This window comes from Streptomyces parvulus (genome assembly GCF_014648855.1).
In the GTDB taxonomy this organism is placed as follows: domain Bacteria; phylum Actinomycetota; class Actinomycetes; order Streptomycetales; family Streptomycetaceae; genus Streptomyces; species Streptomyces parvulus.
Genome location: NZ_BMRX01000011.1, coordinates 50,358 through 65,516, shown reverse-complemented (window position 1 = coordinate 65,516; position 15,159 = coordinate 50,358). Strand labels below are relative to the sequence as shown.

Genomic DNA, 15,159 nt, shown 5'->3' with positions numbered 1-15,159 from the left:
GCTCACAGCGTCTCGAACGCGTCGGTGTCCGCGTCGTGTTGGCGTACGGCACCGGTGTGGACCTCGTAGTACCAGCCGTGCAGCCGCAGCCGTCCCTCCGTCAGGCGCCGCTCCACGCAGGGGTGGGAGCGCAGGCGCAGCAGCTGCGTCAGGACGTGGTTCTGCACGGCTTGTGCGACGGCCGGGTCGGTGGCGTCGCAGGGCTTCGGCTCGTCGGCGGCGTACGCCAGCCAGTCGCGCACGGCCGGTACGGCGGTCAGGTCGTCGCCGCGTACCAGGGCGCCGACGGCGCCGCAGTGCGAGTGGCCGCAGACCACGATGTCGCTCACGCCGAGCACCGTGACGGCGTACTCGATGGTGGCGGCCTCGCCGGAGGGGTGGCCGGTGCCGTGGACGGGGACGATGCTGCCCGCGGTGCGCAGCTCGAAGAGCCGGCCCGGGCGGGCGCCCGTGATCAGGGCGGGGACGACCCGGGAGTCGGAGCAGGTGATGAACAGTACTTCGGGCGACTGGCCTTCGGCGTGCCCGGCGAACTCCTCAGGGCGCTGTCCGAACCGGCGGGCGTTGTCGATGAGGGGTTGCATGATGCGGGTTTCCTCCTGGCGCGCAGTGGGGGCGCGTCGGACGGGTGGGGCAGAGGTGGGGGATGTGCCGGCCGCCCCTCAGCAGCGGAAGACCTGAAGTGCCGCCGGGGAGTGGTCCGTCGGGGGTCTCGACCCGCCGTCGGCCGCGCGGCCGGGCGCCGCCGTGACCGGCGGGACCGCGGGGCGCGGACGGGCGAGCGGGCCCGCGGGGGCCTCGGACTGGGGCGCGCCGGTGGTGCGGTGCCGGTCGCGGAGGGGAGCGGGGCCGTGGGGGTTGCCGGAGCGGCCGTGGTCGTGGCAGGTGGCCCGCTCTTCGTGCGACGCCGTGCCGGAGAGGGTGGTTCCGGGGTGGGCGTTGGCCATGGCATCACGGCCCGTATGCGCGAATGCGAAGGACGCGGCCGGAGCGAAGAGGAGGAGGGCGAGCAGGACGGCGGCCGGGAACGGAATGCGCGCCCGCGCCGTCGCTTCGCGCAACATGCGCCCCCCTCCAGGCGATTCACGCCTTCGATGTGTCCAGGTGCATGGTCGGTGCACGGTCATCGCTTGGTCAACGCATGGTCAATGCGTGGTCAAGAAACACGTTAACCCTGCAAAGAGCTTTGCAGGGTTAACGTAGCGTTACGAGCTGAAGAGAGCCTGAAAATCGCGGGTGGGTTGGCGCGATCGGGCCGCTCCTAGGGGGCTTCGACCAGGTGCGCGGCGTCCCGGGCCAGCGCGGTGAGCCGGGAGATCGCCCGGAAGTACTTCTTGCGGTAGCCGCCCTTCAGCATGTCCTCACCGAAGAGCTGGTCGAAGGGCAGCCCGGAGGCGAGGACGGGCACCTCGCGGTCGTAGAGCCGGTCCGCGAGCACGACCAGGCGCAGCGCCGTCGACTGGTCCGGCACCGGGCGCACCCCGGTGAGGCACACCGCGGCGAGGTCGTCGGTGAGGGCGCCGTAGCGGCTGGGGTGGACGCGGGCGAGGTGGTCGAGGAGCGCGCCGAAGTCGTCGAGCGAGGCGCCCGCGGTGGCCCGCGCCGCCCGGGTGACCTGCTCGTCGGTGTGCGGCGCCGGGGCCTCCGGCAGGCCGCGGTGGCGGTAGTCCTCGCCGTCGATGCGCAGGGTGCGGAAGTGGGCGGACAGGCCCTGGATCTCGCGCAGGAAGTCCACCGCCGCGAAGCGTCCCTCGCCGAGCTTGCCGGGCAGGGTGTTCGAGGTGGCGGCGAGCGCCACGCCGGCCTCGACCAGCCGGGCGAGCAGGCTGGAGACCAGGACGGTGTCGCCGGGGTCGTCCAGCTCGAACTCGTCGATGCACAGGAGGCGGTGCCCGGAGAGGGTCCGCACGGTCTGCTGGAAGCCGAGGGCGCCGACGAGGTTGGTCAGCTCGACGAAGGTGCCGAAGGCCTTCCGGGAGGGTTCGGCGGGGGTGGCGTGCCACAGGGACGCCAGCAGGTGGGTCTTGCCGACGCCGTAACCGCCGTCGAGGTAGACGCCGCGGGGGCCGGCCGGCGTCTTCGGCGCCCTGCTCCGCCCGAACCCGAGGAAGCCGCGCCGGCCGCCCGACGCGCCGGGGTCCGTGCCCAGCCCGGTGGCGAACTCCTCCAGGACCCGTACGGCCTCGTGCTGGCTGGGCTGGTCCGGGTCCGGCACGTAGGTCCCGAACCGGACCGAGTCGAACCGCGGCGGCGGCACCATCTCGGCGACCAGGCGGTCGGCGGGCACATGCGGTTCACGGGCGCACAGGGACAGGGGATCGGCCCCGGCTATCGGGGTGGACCCGGGACCGGCGGCGGAGGAGGAGGGCGACACGGTGGTCCATGGTAGGCCCTGCACACCGGCCGCCGGGGCACGCGCCGGGCTGCCCGCCCGCGCCGGGGCCGGGGCGCGAGCGGCCCGGGACCGGAGTGACCGCGGCCCCGCGTGTCCGCCCCCGTGGCCCGTGGAACACTGCACCGCATGCGACGTCTGTTCCCTGTGATCGACCCGACGGCCGGCTCCGGCCCGGACCCCGACGGGGGTGACCGGGAGTGGAGCCTGGCCGAGCTGGCGCAGGCCTACGCCTATCCCGCGCCGGACGGGCCGCGCGGGGCGTGGCTGCGGGCCAACATGGTGTCCACCCTCGACGGCGCCGCCCAGCACGACGGGCGCTCCCAGCCCATCTCCAGCGCGGCCGACATGCGCGTCTTCGGCACCCTGCGCGCCCTGGCCGACGTGGTGGTCGCCGGCGCCGAGACCGTACGGCAGGAGGGCTACCGGCCCGCACGCGCGCGTGCGGAGTTCGCCGAGGCGCGGCGGGCGGCCGGGCAATCGCCGGTGCCGGCGGTGGCGGTGGTCAGCGCGAGTCTGGAGCTGGACTTCTCCCTGCCGCTGTTCACCTCCCCGCTGGTCCCCACCCTGGTCCTGACCGGGGCCGCGGCGCCCCAGGACCGCGTCACGGCCGCCGAGAAGGCGGGCGCGCGGGTCGTGATCGCCGGAGACGGCACGGGCGTCGACCCCGCCCGGGCCGTGCGCGCCCTCGCCGGCCTCGGACACACCCGGCTGCTGACCGAGGGCGGCCCGCGGCTGCTGGGCCAGTTCGTGGCCGCCGGTGTCCTCGACGAGCTGTGTCTGACCGTCTCCCCGATGCTCACCGCGGGTGACGCCCAGCGGATCGCGGGCGGGCCCCCGCTGACCGTGCCCCGGCGGTTCGCACTGGCGTCCCTCCTGGAGGAGGAAGGTTTCCTCTTCAGCCGGTACCGGCGCGACTAGGGCCCGTCCCGGGCAGGCGACGGCGACCGGACACGGGTTCGGTCGGTACCGTCCCTCCGGGAATCGGCGGAACCTCTCGTTCCGTTTAGTCCGCGCCGGGCACACTGATTCCGGCAGTACCCGTGCGATCACGGGGCAGGATGGTTTCCGCAGGGTCCGGTACGGCCTACGGAGGGTGGGCCCGCAAGGGGCCCTCGAAGGAGAAGGGGCGCCTGGTGTTCACAAGCGTTTTGATGATCGAGAAGGCCCTGACGTCCGCCGACGTGGAGTTCGTCACCACCTTGCACGGCGAGGAGAGTGTCGCCTTCCACGTGCTGCTCCAGCCGCGCGGCGATCAGGCCGACAGGCTGCTGAGAGCGATCGACGACGTCGCCCTCGGCGAACTGGACGACGCCGTCCGTGAGGGTGAGACGCCCGAGGGCGACGACGCGCAGAGCGTCGGCCGGCGGGCCCTGGAGGTCTCCCTCACCGCCCTGCGCGCCTCCGGCGCCGAGGCCGAGGGCCGGCTGATCGAGGACCACCCGCTGGACGAGCTGAAGTCCCTGGTCCTGGAGATCGGCGCCGACGAGGTGATCGTCCTCACGGACCCGCACTACGTGGAGGAGTTCTTCCACCGCGACTGGGCCTCCCGGGCCCGGCACAAGGTCGGCGTACCCGTCCTGAAACTGTTCTCCCACAGCAAGGCATAGGCTGGTGCCGCGCCCCCGCCCAGGGGGCGCGCCCACCAGCAGACCACCGCCGCACCCTGGGGAGAACAGCGCATGGCACCCGGCCTTCCTACCGCCATGGACCGACCGCACTTCATCGGCATCGGCGGCGCCGGAATGTCGGGCATCGCCAAGATCCTCGCCCAGCGCGGCGCCCGGGTGGCGGGCAGCGACGCCAAGGACTCCGAGACCGCCGCGGCCCTGCGCGCCCTGGGCGCGACCGTCCGTATCGGGCACGCCGCCGAGCACCTCGACGACGACGCGAGCTGCGTCGTCGTGTCCTCCGCGATCCGCCCGGACAACCCGGAGCTGGCCCGCGCCGCCGAGCTGGGCGTCCCGGTCGTGCACCGCTCCGACGCGCTCGCCGCGCTGATGAACGGCCTGCGCCCGATCGCGGTCGCCGGCACCCACGGCAAGACCACGACCACGTCGATGCTGGCGGTCTCCCTGACCGAGCTGGGCCTCGGCCCGTCCTACGCCATCGGCGGCGACCTGGACGCCCCCGGCTCCAACGCCCTGCACGGCGAGGGCGAGATCTTCGTCGCCGAGGCCGACGAGAGCGACCGCAGCTTCCACAAGTACGCCCCCGAGGTCGCCATCGTCCTCAACGTCGAGCTGGACCACCACGCCAACTACGCCTCGATGGACGAGATCTACGAGTCCTTCGAGACCTTCGCCGACCGGATCGTCCCCGGCGGCACCCTGGTGATCGCGGCCGACCAGCAGGGCGCCCGGGAGCTGACCCGGCGCCTGGCGGGCAAGGTGCGGACCGTCACCTACGGGGAGTCCGAGGACGCCGACGTGCGCATCCTGTCGGTCGTCCCGCAGGGCCTGAAGAGCGAGGTCACGGTGGTGCTGGACGGCACGGAGCTGACCTTCGCGGTCTCCGTCCCCGGCCGCCACTACGCCCACAACGCCGTCGCCGCCCTCGCCGCGGGCGCCGCCCTCGGCATCCCCGCCGCCGAGCTGGCCCCCGCCCTGGCCGCCTACACCGGCGTCAAGCGGCGGCTCCAGCTCAAGGGCGAGGCGGCCGGTGTCCAGGTCGTCGACTCCTACGCGCACCACCCCACCGAGATGACGGCCGACCTGGAGGCGATGCGCGCCGCGGTCGGCGACGCCCGCATCCTGGTCCTCTTCCAGCCGCACCTCTTCTCCCGCACCCAGGAGCTGGGCAAGGAGATGGGCCAGGCCCTGGCCCTGGCGGACGCCTCGGTCGTCCTGGACATCTACCCGGCCCGCGAGGACCCGATCCCGGGCATCACCAGCGACCTGATCATCGAGGCCGCCCGGGCCGCCGGCGCCGACGTCACCCCGGTCCACGACAAGGCCGGGGCGCCCGCGGTGGTCGCGGGAATGGCGAAGGCCGGTGATCTCGTTCTCACCATGGGCGCGGGCGACGTCACCGACCTCGGACCGCGCATCCTGGACCAGCTGTCGAGCACCGGAAAGTAAGGGGCTGAGGACTCATGTCGTACGACGTCGAGAAGCCGGACGAGCAGTGGCGCGCGGAGCTGGCCCCGGCCGAGTACGCCGTGCTGCGCCAGGCCGGCACCGAACCGGCCTTCACCGGTGAGTACACCGACACCAAGACCGAGGGCGTCTACTCCTGCCGGGCCTGCGGCGCGGACCTGTTCACCTCCACCACCAAGTTCGAGTCGCACTGCGGCTGGCCGTCCTTCTTCGACCCGAAGGACACCGACGCGGTCGAGCTGATCGAGGACCGCTCGCACGGGATGGTCCGCACCGAGGTGCGCTGCGCCCGCTGCGGCTCGCACCTCGGGCACGTCTTCCAGGGCGAGGGTTACCCGACCCCGACCGACCAGCGGTACTGCATCAACAGCATCTCGCTGCGGCTCACGCCCGCCGAGGACTGAGTCACCGGGCGGCGGACGCGTCACGGGCGGCCGGGAGCGTCACGGTGAACACCGTCGCGCCCGGCTCGCCGTCCACCTCGACCGTGCCGCCGTGCGCGCGCACCAGCGAGGCGGCGACGGACAGGCCCAGCCCGCTGCCGCCCCGGTCGCGGCTGCGGGCCTTGTCGACGCGGTAGAAGCGGTCGAAGATCCGTTCCCGGTCCGCCGCCGGGATGCCCGGCCCCGCGTCGGCCACCGCCACCCGGGCCGCGTCCGCCCCGCCGGAGACGGTGACCGTCACCGCCGTGCCGGGCGGGGTGTGCACGGCCGCGTTGGTCAGCAGGTTGTCGATCACCTGCCGGATCCGCTGCGGGTCGAGCCGCAGTTTCACCACCGCACCGCCCGTGCGCACCGTCAGCGGATGGTCCGGACGGCCGGCGCGGAAGGCGTCCGCGGCCTGCCGCACCAGCTCCGTCAGATCCGTCTCCCGGCACCGCAGCGGCGCCTCCACCTCGTCCGCGTCCAGCCGGGCGAGCAGCAGCAGGTCGTCGAGGAGCACCCCCATCCGGGCCGCCTCCGCCCGCAGCCGGGCCAGGTGCCGCTCCCGTTCCGCGGGCTCGTTGGCCGCCGCGTACTGGAACAGGTCGGCGTATCCCCGCACCGACATCAGCGGAGTGCGCAGCTCGTGCGAGGCGTCGGCGACGAACCGGCGCAGCCGCCGCTCCGCCTCGGCCCGCACCGCCAGCGACGCGTCGATGTGCTCCAGCATCGTGTTGAACGCCGTCCGCAGCTCCGCCACCTCCTGCCCGCCGTCCCGGCCGCCGTCCCGCAGCGTCAGCCGGGCCGCCGACTCGGTCAGGTCGTGCGAGGCGATGCCGTGCGCCGTGCTCGCCATGTCGCTCAGCGGCTTCAGCCCGCGCCGCAGCATCCGCCGCCCGAGCACCACCAGGGCCAGCAGCGCCAGCCCGAAGGCCACGACCTGCACCGTGACCAGCCGGTCGACGGTGTCCTCGACGTCCCCCAGGGGCGCCGCGCTGACCAGCACCACACCGGGCTCCACCTCGCAGGCGCGCAGCAGGTAGGGGCCGTGCCCGCCGATCCGCACGGTGCGGGTGAGGTCCTCCTCGGAGCGGGCCATCGTCCGCGCCAGGTCGGTCAGGGCCCGGCTGTCGGCCGGCACCTCGGCGGGCGTACGCAGGTCGGCCGAACCGGCCGAGACGTCGTACACGGCCGTGTACCAGCCGTAGTACGGCTTGCGCCGGACCGTGCCGTGCGCCGCCGCGTCCTTGGACTGCACGATCTGCACCAGCTTCATCTGGTCGGCGAGCTGCCGCTCCAGGTAGTCCCTCATGTACGCCGTCAGTACGGTGCCGACCACGGCGAACACCACCAGCGACAGCACCCCGAGCCCCAGCGCCAGCCGCGTCCCGAGCCGCAGCCCCCGGTAGGCGCGCCACCCACGCCGTATCACCCGGACGTCTCCCGGATCGCGTACCCGAAGCCCCGCACCGTCCGGATCAGCGGCTCACCCGTGTCGTCCAGCTTGCGCCGCAGCCGGCTGACGACCAGCTCGACGACGTTGGACCGGCCGCCGAAGCCGTACTCCCAGACGTGGTCGAGGATCTGCGCCTTCGTCAGCACGGACGGCGACCTGCGCATCAGATAGCGCAGCACCTCGAACTCCGTCGGCGTCAGCGACAGCCGCCGCCCGCCGCGGCGCACCTCGCGCGTGTCCTCGTCCACCTCCAGGTCCGCCACCCGCAGCACCGACCGCGGGGACCCCGGCCCGGCGCTGCGCCGCAGCACGGTCCGCAGCCGGGCCATCAGCTCCTCCACCGCGAAGGGCTTGACCAGGTAGTCGTCGCCGCCCCGGGTCAGCCCCGCCACCCGGTCGGCCACACCGTCGCGTGCCGTCAGGAACACCACCGGCACCGTCGCGCCCGCGCCGCGCAGCCGGTCCAGGACGCCGAAGCCGTCGACGTCCGGCAGCATCAGGTCGAGCACCACGATGTCCGGACGGAACCCGGCGGCCAGCCGCAGCGCCTGCTCACCGGTGTTCGCGGTGACCGCCTCCCACCCCTCGTAGCGCGCGACCGTGGCCACGAGGTCGGCGATGGGCGGGTCGTCGTCCACGACGAGGAGTCGCACTTTGTCCACCCGCACATACTGCGCCACGGGGCGCCCGCGGCCCTAGGGTCTGTCGTTTGGATCAGGCCGGCTGACAGGGAGGGTCCTTGCCGACCCACCCGAGCGGGGCGTGGTGCGTGCGGCTGCAAGGCGGAGGAGGGCGACAACGTGGAGCGTTGGCAACCGACGACAACGCCGCAGACGCGCGTGCCACGCCCCGCGACGCCGGCATGATCCAAACGACAGACCCTAGGGGGAGACGGCACGGACTCTCGGCGGTCTCAGGTGGCGCGGCGGGCGGTGAGCAGCAGGTACTCCCAGTCGAGGGCACCGTCCTGGAGCGCACCGCGTGCCAGGTCCAGGAGGGCCGCGTCGAGGGCTGCGGTGCGCTCGGGGTCGTCGGCCAGGTTCCGGTAGACGCTGATCGTCGGCCCGTACGCGGACTTGAAGAACGCGCGGAATTCCTCCGGCCCGCCGAACGCGTCCACGCGGAGCGACCGCCGGTGCGCCTCGACGTCCGTGACACGGTCGCCGAGCAGGGTCCGCACGTGATCCTCCCGGCCCCACAACGGCGGGGGCTGGGCGCCGGGAGGGGGCGGCGGCGCGTACGGTTTCATGATCGCGAACATCTTCCCGACGAAGCCCTCGGGCGTCCAGCTCAGGAGCCCGATCGTGCCGCCGGGCCGGCAGACGCGCACCAACTCGTCCGCGGCGGCCTGGTGATGGGGAGCGAACATGACTCCGACGCAGGACATGACGGTGTCGAAGGACCCGTCCTCGAACGGCAGATCCTCGGCGTCCGCCTCCTGCCAGCTCACTGCCGCGCCCCGCGCCTCGGCCTCCCTCTGGCCCACGTCCAGCAGTTCGGGAGTGAGGTCGGAGGCCACCACGTCCCCGCCGGCCAGTGCGGCCGGGATCGAGGCGTTCCCCGATCCGGCGGCCACGTCCAGCACTCGGTCGCCGTCCTCGATCCCGCAGGCCGCGACGAGGGCGGGGCCGAGACCGGCCACGACGTTCCGCGCGACCGCCGGATAGTCTCCGAGGGCCCACATCGAGCGATGCTTCGCCTTGAGAGCGCGGTCCACCTCACGCGCCTCCGCCGTCCCGGTCATGTGACCCGCCTCCACGCGGTACCGATGGCTCCCCTTTCGAGGATAGGGATGCGCCGGGCGCCCCGCCCGGCGAGCGTCGCCGCGTGGGGCGGAGTGTGCCGGATGCAACCCGGCGGGCCCGCTTCTAGACTGAACTGGTGCCTGATCGCCTCGGAATCGCGAGTGGAGGCGCAGAGTGATGGCAACGGTTCTGTTCATGGTCAGTGGTGCGACCTACTGGGTGCTGAAGGACGGCACACGCTATGCGACGGGTTACTGGGCGGAGGAATTCGCCAAGCCCTACAAGGCGCTGACGGACGCCGGTCACGCCGTAGTGGTGGCGACTCCGGGCGGTACCACTCCGAACGTCGACATGATGAGCCTCCGTCCGTCGATGGCCGGTGGGGAGCAGGGCGCCCTGGATCTGGAGTCCATCATCCGGGACGCGGAGGTGATGCGTCGTCCGCTGAGGCTTTCCGACGTGCGTCTGGAGGACTACGACGCGGTGTACCTGCCGGGTGGGCACGGCCCGATGTCGGATCTCGCCTTCGACGCGGACGCCGGCCGGCTCCTGACGGCGCAACTCGGCTCCGGTGAGCCGTTGTTCATCGTGTGCCATGCGCCCGCCGCGATGCTGGCGACCCGGATCCACGGAGTGTCGCCGTTCGCGGGGTACAAAGTCACGGGCTTCAGCAACGAGGAGGAGGAGGGCGTCGGCCTGGCCCCCCGGGCGCCCTGGCTGCTGGAGACGGACCTGAAGGACAAGGTCGGTGTCCAGTACAGCCGGGGGCCCGTCTGGGAGCCGTACATGGTCGAGGACCGGAACCTCGTCACGGGGCAGAATCCGGCCTCCGCCGAGGTGCTGGCCGACCGGCTGCTGAAGGTTCTCGCCTGAACGCCGCCGGGCGCGTGGGAAGGCAGCAGCATGAACGAGTTCCTGGTCGAACTGACCACCGCGATCCCGGAGGGCACCGACCCGGCCGAGGTCGACCGGCGCCGTGCGGCGGAGGCCGTCCGTGCGGGGGAGCTGGCTGAGCAGGGGCGGCTCTTCCGGCTGTGGCGCCCGGTCGGGGAGACGCGCAGCGTCGGTGTCTGGCGGGCCGACGACGAGTCCGATCTGTGGTCGAACGTGCTGGGCAGCCTGCCGCTGTGGCCGTGGATGACCGCCGAGGTCACGCCTCTGCGGCCCCACCCGAACGATCCCGGCCCGACCGGATGAGCTGCCCGCGGAGCGTGGGGGATCAGAGCAACTGCTGACCGCCGTCGATGTCGTACGTCGCCCCGGTCAGCGCCTCGTTGCGCATGATGTGCAGGGCGAGATCGGCGACGTCCCCCGGGCCGACCACGCGGCGGATCGGCAGCGTTGCCCTCAGCTCCTCGCGCCTCGCCTCCAGGCGGTCCCCCAGCAGCGATGCCGAGAGGGGCGTGTCGACGAAGCCCGCCGCGATGAGGTTCACGCGCACGGGGGCCAGTTCGAGGGCCAGGTTGGCGGTGAGGGCGGGCAGCGCCGCGGTGAGGGCCGCGATCACCGTCCGCCCGACGCCGGGCCGCCTGCCGCCGGTGCCGCCGATGAAGAGCAGCGTCCCCCCGGCCCGGACCTTGTCCTGACCGTACTTCGCGATCGCCAGGGTCATGGCCAGGCGGTCGCCGAAGTGACGGCTGGTCTCACCGAGATCCATCTCGGCCAGCGGCAGGTACGACGGGCCGCCGGCGGTGGAGATGACGTGATCGACGGGGTGCGGCAGTTTTTGGAAGAACGCCAGGACCGCGTCGGGGTCCGCGGCGTCGAACGTGGCCGTGCCCAGCGGCCGGATCTCCGCCGCCGCCCGCTCCAGCCGCTCCGCGTTCCGTCCCGTCATGAACACCTGGCCGCCCTCGGCACGCACACGGCGGGCGGTCTCGAAGCCCATGCCCGAGCTGCCGCCGATCACCACGACCACTTGTCCGGCCAACCCGCCGCCGTTCTCCTCATGGCTCATCGCACGCCTCCGATCAGGCAGCTGAAACCGTCTACGAGAATACCGGGCAGCCGAAACGCACACCATTTGACGCGTATCGGCGGAAGAATTGCCGAGACCGTTTCCATGCCTATCCTGACCGTGGAAACGAGAGCCTGCGCGCCGCCGTGGCGTACCCGGTGCCCGACCTGGAGTCGTACATGGCAACAGCCCAGAGACTGTCGGCGCTCGCCGTAGTGCTCGGTGGTGAGCCGCGCGTGGAGCAGGGCGACCTGTCGCTCGCGCTGGCGGCCGCCGAACTCATCGATCTCACGGAGGCGCAGGCCGTCCTCCTCGACGGCGACCGCGTCCTGCCCGCCGCGCCCGTGAGGACCGGCTGCCCGATGCTGATCGAGGCCGCGTCCCAGGTCGTCCGGGACTTCCCCTACGAGACGGTCGTGGGCTGGCTGTGGCGCCGGGGCAGCGGCCTGGCCGGACGCTACCGGGCCGCCGCGGCGGACGCCCGGCACGTCCACCGCGACGCGGCCGATGCCATGGGGGACTGGAACGACCCCGTCCTCGCCCACCTCGCGGCGGCGGCCGGGATGCGTCCGACGCCGTCCGACGACACGGCCGCGGACCTCGACCCCGATCAGATCGCCATCCTGGGTGAGACGCACCAGGCCGTCACGCAACTGGCCGCCGAAAGGCAGCGCAGGTCGATCGAGCGAGGCCCCTCCGAGGGCATCCTGCGCGGCTTCTGACTCCGCCGCCGAACCCGGACGGCCTACCGGCGCCACCGGATGGGATCAGCAGGACGGGCCGGTCGCGCCCGGGGCGTGCAGCATGAGCCCAAGGAGCCGCGGACCGGCACCCTCGGGCTCACAAGAGGAACCATCGTGCTGAACGCGTTCGCAAGTGTTTTCAAGACCCCCGACCTGCGAAAAAAGCTGGCATTCACGCTGGGCATCATCATCCTGTTCCGTCTCGGCTCCCATGTGCCGATTCCGGGCGTGGACTACCAGAGGGTCCAGCGATGCGTGGATTCCGTTTCGCAGTCGAACGGAATCCTCGGGCTGGTCAACCTGTTCAGCGGCGGTGCGCTCCTTCAGATCACGGTGTTCGCGCTCGGGATCCTTCCCTACATCACGGCCAGCATCATCCTCCAGCTGCTCACGGCGGTGATTCCGAGGCTGGAGGCGCTGAAGAAGGAAGGCGCCTCCGGGCAGGCGAAGATCACTCAGTACACCCGCTACCTCACGGTGGCCCTCGCGGTCCTCCAGGGGACCGGTCTCGTGGCGACCGCCCGCAACGGCGCGCTGTTTCCCAACTGCCCGGACGCGTCTCAGATCGTTCCGGACGACTCCGTCTTCGTCACCGCCGTCATGGTGGTGACCATCACGGCCGGTACGGCATGCGTCATGTGGTTCGGTGAACTCATCACCGAACGGGGCGTCGGCAACGGCATGTCGATGCTGATCTTCCTCTCCATCGCCTCGACCCTCCCCGGCGCGCTCTGGGCGGTGAAGCAGGAGAGCACCCTCGCCGGCGGCTGGCTCGCCTTCGGCATCGTCCTGCTGGTGGGGTTCGTGATGGTGGGCCTGGTCGTCTTCGTGGAGCAGGCGCAACGCCGCATTCCGGTGCAGTACGCCAAGCGCATGATCGGCCGGAAATCGTACGGGGGCACCGCCACCTACATCCCGTTGAAGGTCAACCAGGCCGGCGTGGTCCCCGTCATCTTCGCCTCCTCGCTGCTCTACATTCCCGCGCTGATCGCGCAGTTCGCCGGCTCCGACTCCGGATGGTCGACCTGGATCACGAACAACCTGAGCAAGGGGAACCATCCCTATTACGTGGCGATCTACTTCCTTCTCATCGTCTTCTTCGCCTTCTTCTACGTGTCCATCACGTTCAATCCGGAAGAGATCGCGGGGAACATCAAGCAGGCCGGAGGGTTCATTCCGGGGATTCGGGCGGGGAAGGCCACCGCGCAGTACCTGGGGTACGTCCTCAACCGCCTCACCTGGCCGGGATCGCTCTACCTCGGTCTGATCGCCCTGGTGCCGACGGTGGCCCTCGGCAGTTTCGGCAGCGCGAACCAGCTCACGGGGACGAGCATCCTCATCATCGTGAGCGTCGGGCTGGAGACCGTGAAGCAGATCAGCAGCCAGATCGAGCAGCACCGCTACGAGGGATTCCTGCGCTGAGCCGTGGTCTCACATGTCCAGGACGACATCGGCGTCCGGCCGGGCGCAGCAGATCAGCACCTCGCCGCTCGCGGGGTCCTCCAGCGGGGCCGGGTCGTAGCCGACCGTCCCGGACAGGAGCGGGGTGACGCAGGTGTGGCACACCCCGGTGCGGCAGGACCAGCGGACGGGGACGTCGCAGGCCTCGGCCAGTTCGAGAAGGCTCCGCCCGTCCGCGGGATACCGGGTGGCGAGGCCACTGCGGGCGAAGGTCACCCGTGGGCCCGTCCCGGGCTCGCCGGGGGGCTGGTGCGGTGCCGCGACCGCCTGCGCGGCGACACCGGGGCGGAGGGAGGGCAGGGCCGCGAAGGCCTCGGTGTGCGTGCGGGCCGGATCGATGCCGGCCGCTTCGAGCGCCTGCCGCATGTCGTCCATGAAGCCCTCCGGCCCGCACAGGTAGGCGCTGGCGTCGGCGGGAAGGGAAAGGGCCAGGAGCGCCTCCCTCGTGAGCCGCCCCCGTACGGCGTGGCCGGGTCGGCGGTCCCCGGGGGCGGCGGAGTAATAGACGTGCTCGTGCCCGTTCGGCAGGTCGGTGAGCAGGTCGTGGGCCTCCGCGGCGAGCGGGTGCTCCTCGGGCCGGCGGGCGCCGTGGATCCACCAGACCTCACGCTCGCGGTCGTGGGCGGCGAGGTCGTGGAGCATGGCCAGCACCGGTGTCAGACCGATTCCGGCCGAGACGAGGACGACCGGCTCACCGCCGCGGTCGAGCACGAACTCGCCCCGGGGAGCCGCCACGTCCAGGCGGGCACCCCGGTGCGTGCGCGTCGTCAGGTATCCGCTCACCGAGCCGTGGGCCTCGTGTTTGACACTGATGCGGTACCGGCCGTCGGCGGAGGCCGAGGACAGGGAGTAGCTGCGCACCGGGGCCGGCTCGGCGAGCGAGGGAAGGCGCAGCGTGACGTACTGCCCGGCCCGTGCCACCGGCAGCGGCGACCCGTCGGGCGAGCCGAGATAGAGGGAGGTGACGGACGCGTTCTCGGGAACCACCTCGTCCACCAGCAGCTCCCGGAAGCCCGGCCAGCTCGGGCCCGGGGCGGCGTCGGGATGCTCGGCGGCGGCCAGCAGGTCGCGGAACGAGCCGCGCCAGCCGGGGCTGAGCGCGGGGACGGAGAGGGCGAGGCGCAGCGTGTCGGCGTCGTGGTCGGGCAGGTAGAGCAGGGCGTCGGCGTCGGTGACGCTCAGTGACCCCCATCCGCTGCGGGTCCTGACGATCGGGTCCCCGGCCCGGATGCGGCCCTCCCGGATCACCCGCATGTAGAAGCCGGGCCGGCGGTGGCCGACCAGCAGGGCCGGCATGCGCGGCTCGGCGAGCCGCATGCCGACGCGGTAGCAGGTGACCCTGGGCTGCGTGACCTCGAACTCGGCCTCTCCCACGGCATAGCGGTCACCGATGCAGACCCGGTCGTCGGGCAGGCCGTCCACGGTGAGGTTCTCGCCGAACTGGCCGTAGCCGAAGTCGTCGCGGTGGAGGACCTGCTCCCAGTACCGGTAGGACTGCACCTGGTACACGAGCACCGCGCGCTGCTCGCCCCCGTGTCCCGCCCGGTCGCCCTGGCCGTCGCCGTCGAGATTGAGGCGCCGGGCCGTGACCGGGCCGCAGCGCGGCAGCTTCCACACACCGGTGTGGACCGTGTCGCCGTGCCAGGCCACGTTCCGCGGCATTCCCGTGTTCACCGACAGCAGGGAGGACACCACATCGCTCCCCTCGGGGGCCGGGGACGTCTTCCCTCCAGTGTCGTACGCCGGCCGGCGTGCCGCCCGGCAGGCGTACGGGCCCGCGTGCGCCGCACCCGACGGCCCCGGTGTGAACGCCCGGCCAGGGGGAAGGAGTCGCCCGGACCGACGGGCCCCGCAGGTCCGCCGTCTACACTCGACCGGCGACGGC

General features: G+C 72.4%; 16 protein-coding genes. 8 read left to right on the top strand and 8 right to left on the bottom strand.

Annotated features, from left to right (window positions below; all coding sequences use genetic code 11):
• Positions 1–2 precede the first annotated feature (2 nt).
• The 3 genes from IE108_RS22545 to zapE all read right to left on the bottom strand — a co-directional run bounded on the left by IE108_RS22545 (position 3) and on the right by zapE (position 2,374).
• Entirely contained in the window at positions 3–584 is a 582-nt protein-coding gene (locus IE108_RS22545; protein ID WP_064730348.1) for a carbonic anhydrase, read from the bottom strand.
• Between the two features lie 78 nt (positions 585–662).
• On the bottom strand, positions 663–1,064 hold the full coding sequence (locus tag IE108_RS22540; protein ID WP_064730349.1) for a hypothetical protein: 402 nt from the start codon (positions 1,062–1,064) through the stop codon (positions 663–665).
• Between the two features lie 197 nt (positions 1,065–1,261).
• Entirely contained in the window at positions 1,262–2,374 is a 1,113-nt protein-coding gene (zapE, locus tag IE108_RS22535; RefSeq protein ID WP_064730350.1) for a cell division protein ZapE, read from the bottom strand.
• Positions 2,375–2,521: 147 nt separating this feature from the next.
• On the opposite strand from zapE, the gene IE108_RS22530 reads away from it, so the two are divergent.
• The 4 genes from IE108_RS22530 to msrB all read left to right on the top strand — a co-directional run bounded on the left by IE108_RS22530 (position 2,522) and on the right by msrB (position 5,894).
• The gene (locus IE108_RS22530) at positions 2,522–3,313 is read left to right on the top strand and encodes a pyrimidine reductase family protein (protein ID WP_064730351.1); all 792 of its coding nucleotides are present in this window, start codon (positions 2,522–2,524) and stop codon (positions 3,311–3,313) included.
• 215 nt (positions 3,314–3,528) lie between these two features.
• The gene (locus IE108_RS22525) at positions 3,529–4,002 is read left to right on the top strand and encodes an indole-3-glycerol phosphate synthase (RefSeq protein ID WP_181849494.1); all 474 of its coding nucleotides are present in this window, start codon (positions 3,529–3,531) and stop codon (positions 4,000–4,002) included.
• Between the two features lie 72 nt (positions 4,003–4,074).
• Entirely contained in the window at positions 4,075–5,472 is a 1,398-nt protein-coding gene (gene murC, locus IE108_RS22520; RefSeq protein WP_064730353.1) for a UDP-N-acetylmuramate--L-alanine ligase, read from the top strand.
• A 14-nt stretch (positions 5,473–5,486) separates the two neighbouring features.
• Positions 5,487–5,894 carry a peptide-methionine (R)-S-oxide reductase MsrB gene (msrB, locus tag IE108_RS22515; protein ID WP_064730354.1) on the top strand — a complete coding sequence of 136 codons (408 nt, stop codon included), beginning with the start codon at positions 5,487–5,489 and terminating at the stop codon, positions 5,892–5,894.
• A 1-nt stretch (position 5,895) separates the two neighbouring features.
• On the opposite strand, the gene IE108_RS22510 is transcribed toward msrB, so the two are convergent.
• The 3 genes from IE108_RS22510 to IE108_RS22500 form a co-directional block, all read right to left on the bottom strand.
• Positions 5,896–7,344, bottom strand: a complete 1,449-nt coding sequence (locus tag IE108_RS22510) for a sensor histidine kinase (RefSeq protein ID WP_064730355.1) — start codon at positions 7,342–7,344, stop codon at positions 5,896–5,898.
• Complete coding sequence (locus tag IE108_RS22505) at positions 7,341–8,030, bottom strand: response regulator transcription factor (protein ID WP_064732013.1); 690 nt, start codon at positions 8,028–8,030, stop codon at positions 7,341–7,343. Before IE108_RS22505 ends, IE108_RS22510 begins: the two co-directional genes overlap by 4 nt.
• A 251-nt stretch (positions 8,031–8,281) precedes the next feature.
• Positions 8,282–9,112 (bottom strand): class I SAM-dependent methyltransferase, encoded by an 831-nt coding sequence (locus IE108_RS22500; RefSeq protein ID WP_064730356.1) that lies wholly within the window; start codon positions 9,110–9,112, stop codon positions 8,282–8,284.
• A 178-nt stretch (positions 9,113–9,290) separates the two neighbouring features.
• On the opposite strand from IE108_RS22500, the gene IE108_RS22495 reads away from it, so the two are divergent.
• Together IE108_RS22495 and IE108_RS22490 are read left to right on the top strand one after the other, a co-directional pair.
• Positions 9,291–9,986 (top strand): type 1 glutamine amidotransferase domain-containing protein, encoded by a 696-nt coding sequence (locus IE108_RS22495; protein WP_189397739.1) that lies wholly within the window; start codon positions 9,291–9,293, stop codon positions 9,984–9,986.
• A gap of 30 nt (positions 9,987–10,016) precedes the next feature.
• Positions 10,017–10,310 (top strand): muconolactone Delta-isomerase family protein, encoded by a 294-nt coding sequence (locus tag IE108_RS22490; RefSeq protein WP_064730358.1) that lies wholly within the window; start codon positions 10,017–10,019, stop codon positions 10,308–10,310.
• Positions 10,311–10,332: 22 nt separating this feature from the next.
• On the opposite strand, the gene IE108_RS22485 is transcribed toward IE108_RS22490, so the two are convergent.
• Positions 10,333–11,070: an SDR family oxidoreductase gene (locus IE108_RS22485; protein ID WP_064730359.1), complete on the bottom strand. Its 738-nt coding sequence runs from the start codon at positions 11,068–11,070 to the stop codon at positions 10,333–10,335.
• A gap of 179 nt (positions 11,071–11,249) precedes the next feature.
• On the opposite strand from IE108_RS22485, the gene IE108_RS22480 reads away from it, so the two are divergent.
• Both IE108_RS22480 and secY read left to right on the top strand, forming a co-directional pair.
• Complete coding sequence (locus IE108_RS22480; RefSeq protein WP_064732014.1) at positions 11,250–11,792, top strand: GPP34 family phosphoprotein; 543 nt, start codon at positions 11,250–11,252, stop codon at positions 11,790–11,792.
• Positions 11,793–11,927: 135 nt separating this feature from the next.
• Positions 11,928–13,235, top strand: coding sequence for a preprotein translocase subunit SecY (gene secY / locus IE108_RS22475; protein WP_064730360.1), 1,308 nt, complete (start codon positions 11,928–11,930; stop codon positions 13,233–13,235).
• A 9-nt stretch (positions 13,236–13,244) separates the two neighbouring features.
• On the opposite strand, the gene IE108_RS22470 is transcribed toward secY, so the two are convergent.
• Positions 13,245–14,966 carry an MOSC and FAD-binding oxidoreductase domain-containing protein gene (locus tag IE108_RS22470; RefSeq protein ID WP_064732015.1) on the bottom strand — a complete coding sequence of 574 codons (1,722 nt, stop codon included), beginning with the start codon at positions 14,964–14,966 and terminating at the stop codon, positions 13,245–13,247.
• Positions 14,967–15,159 lie beyond the last annotated feature (193 nt).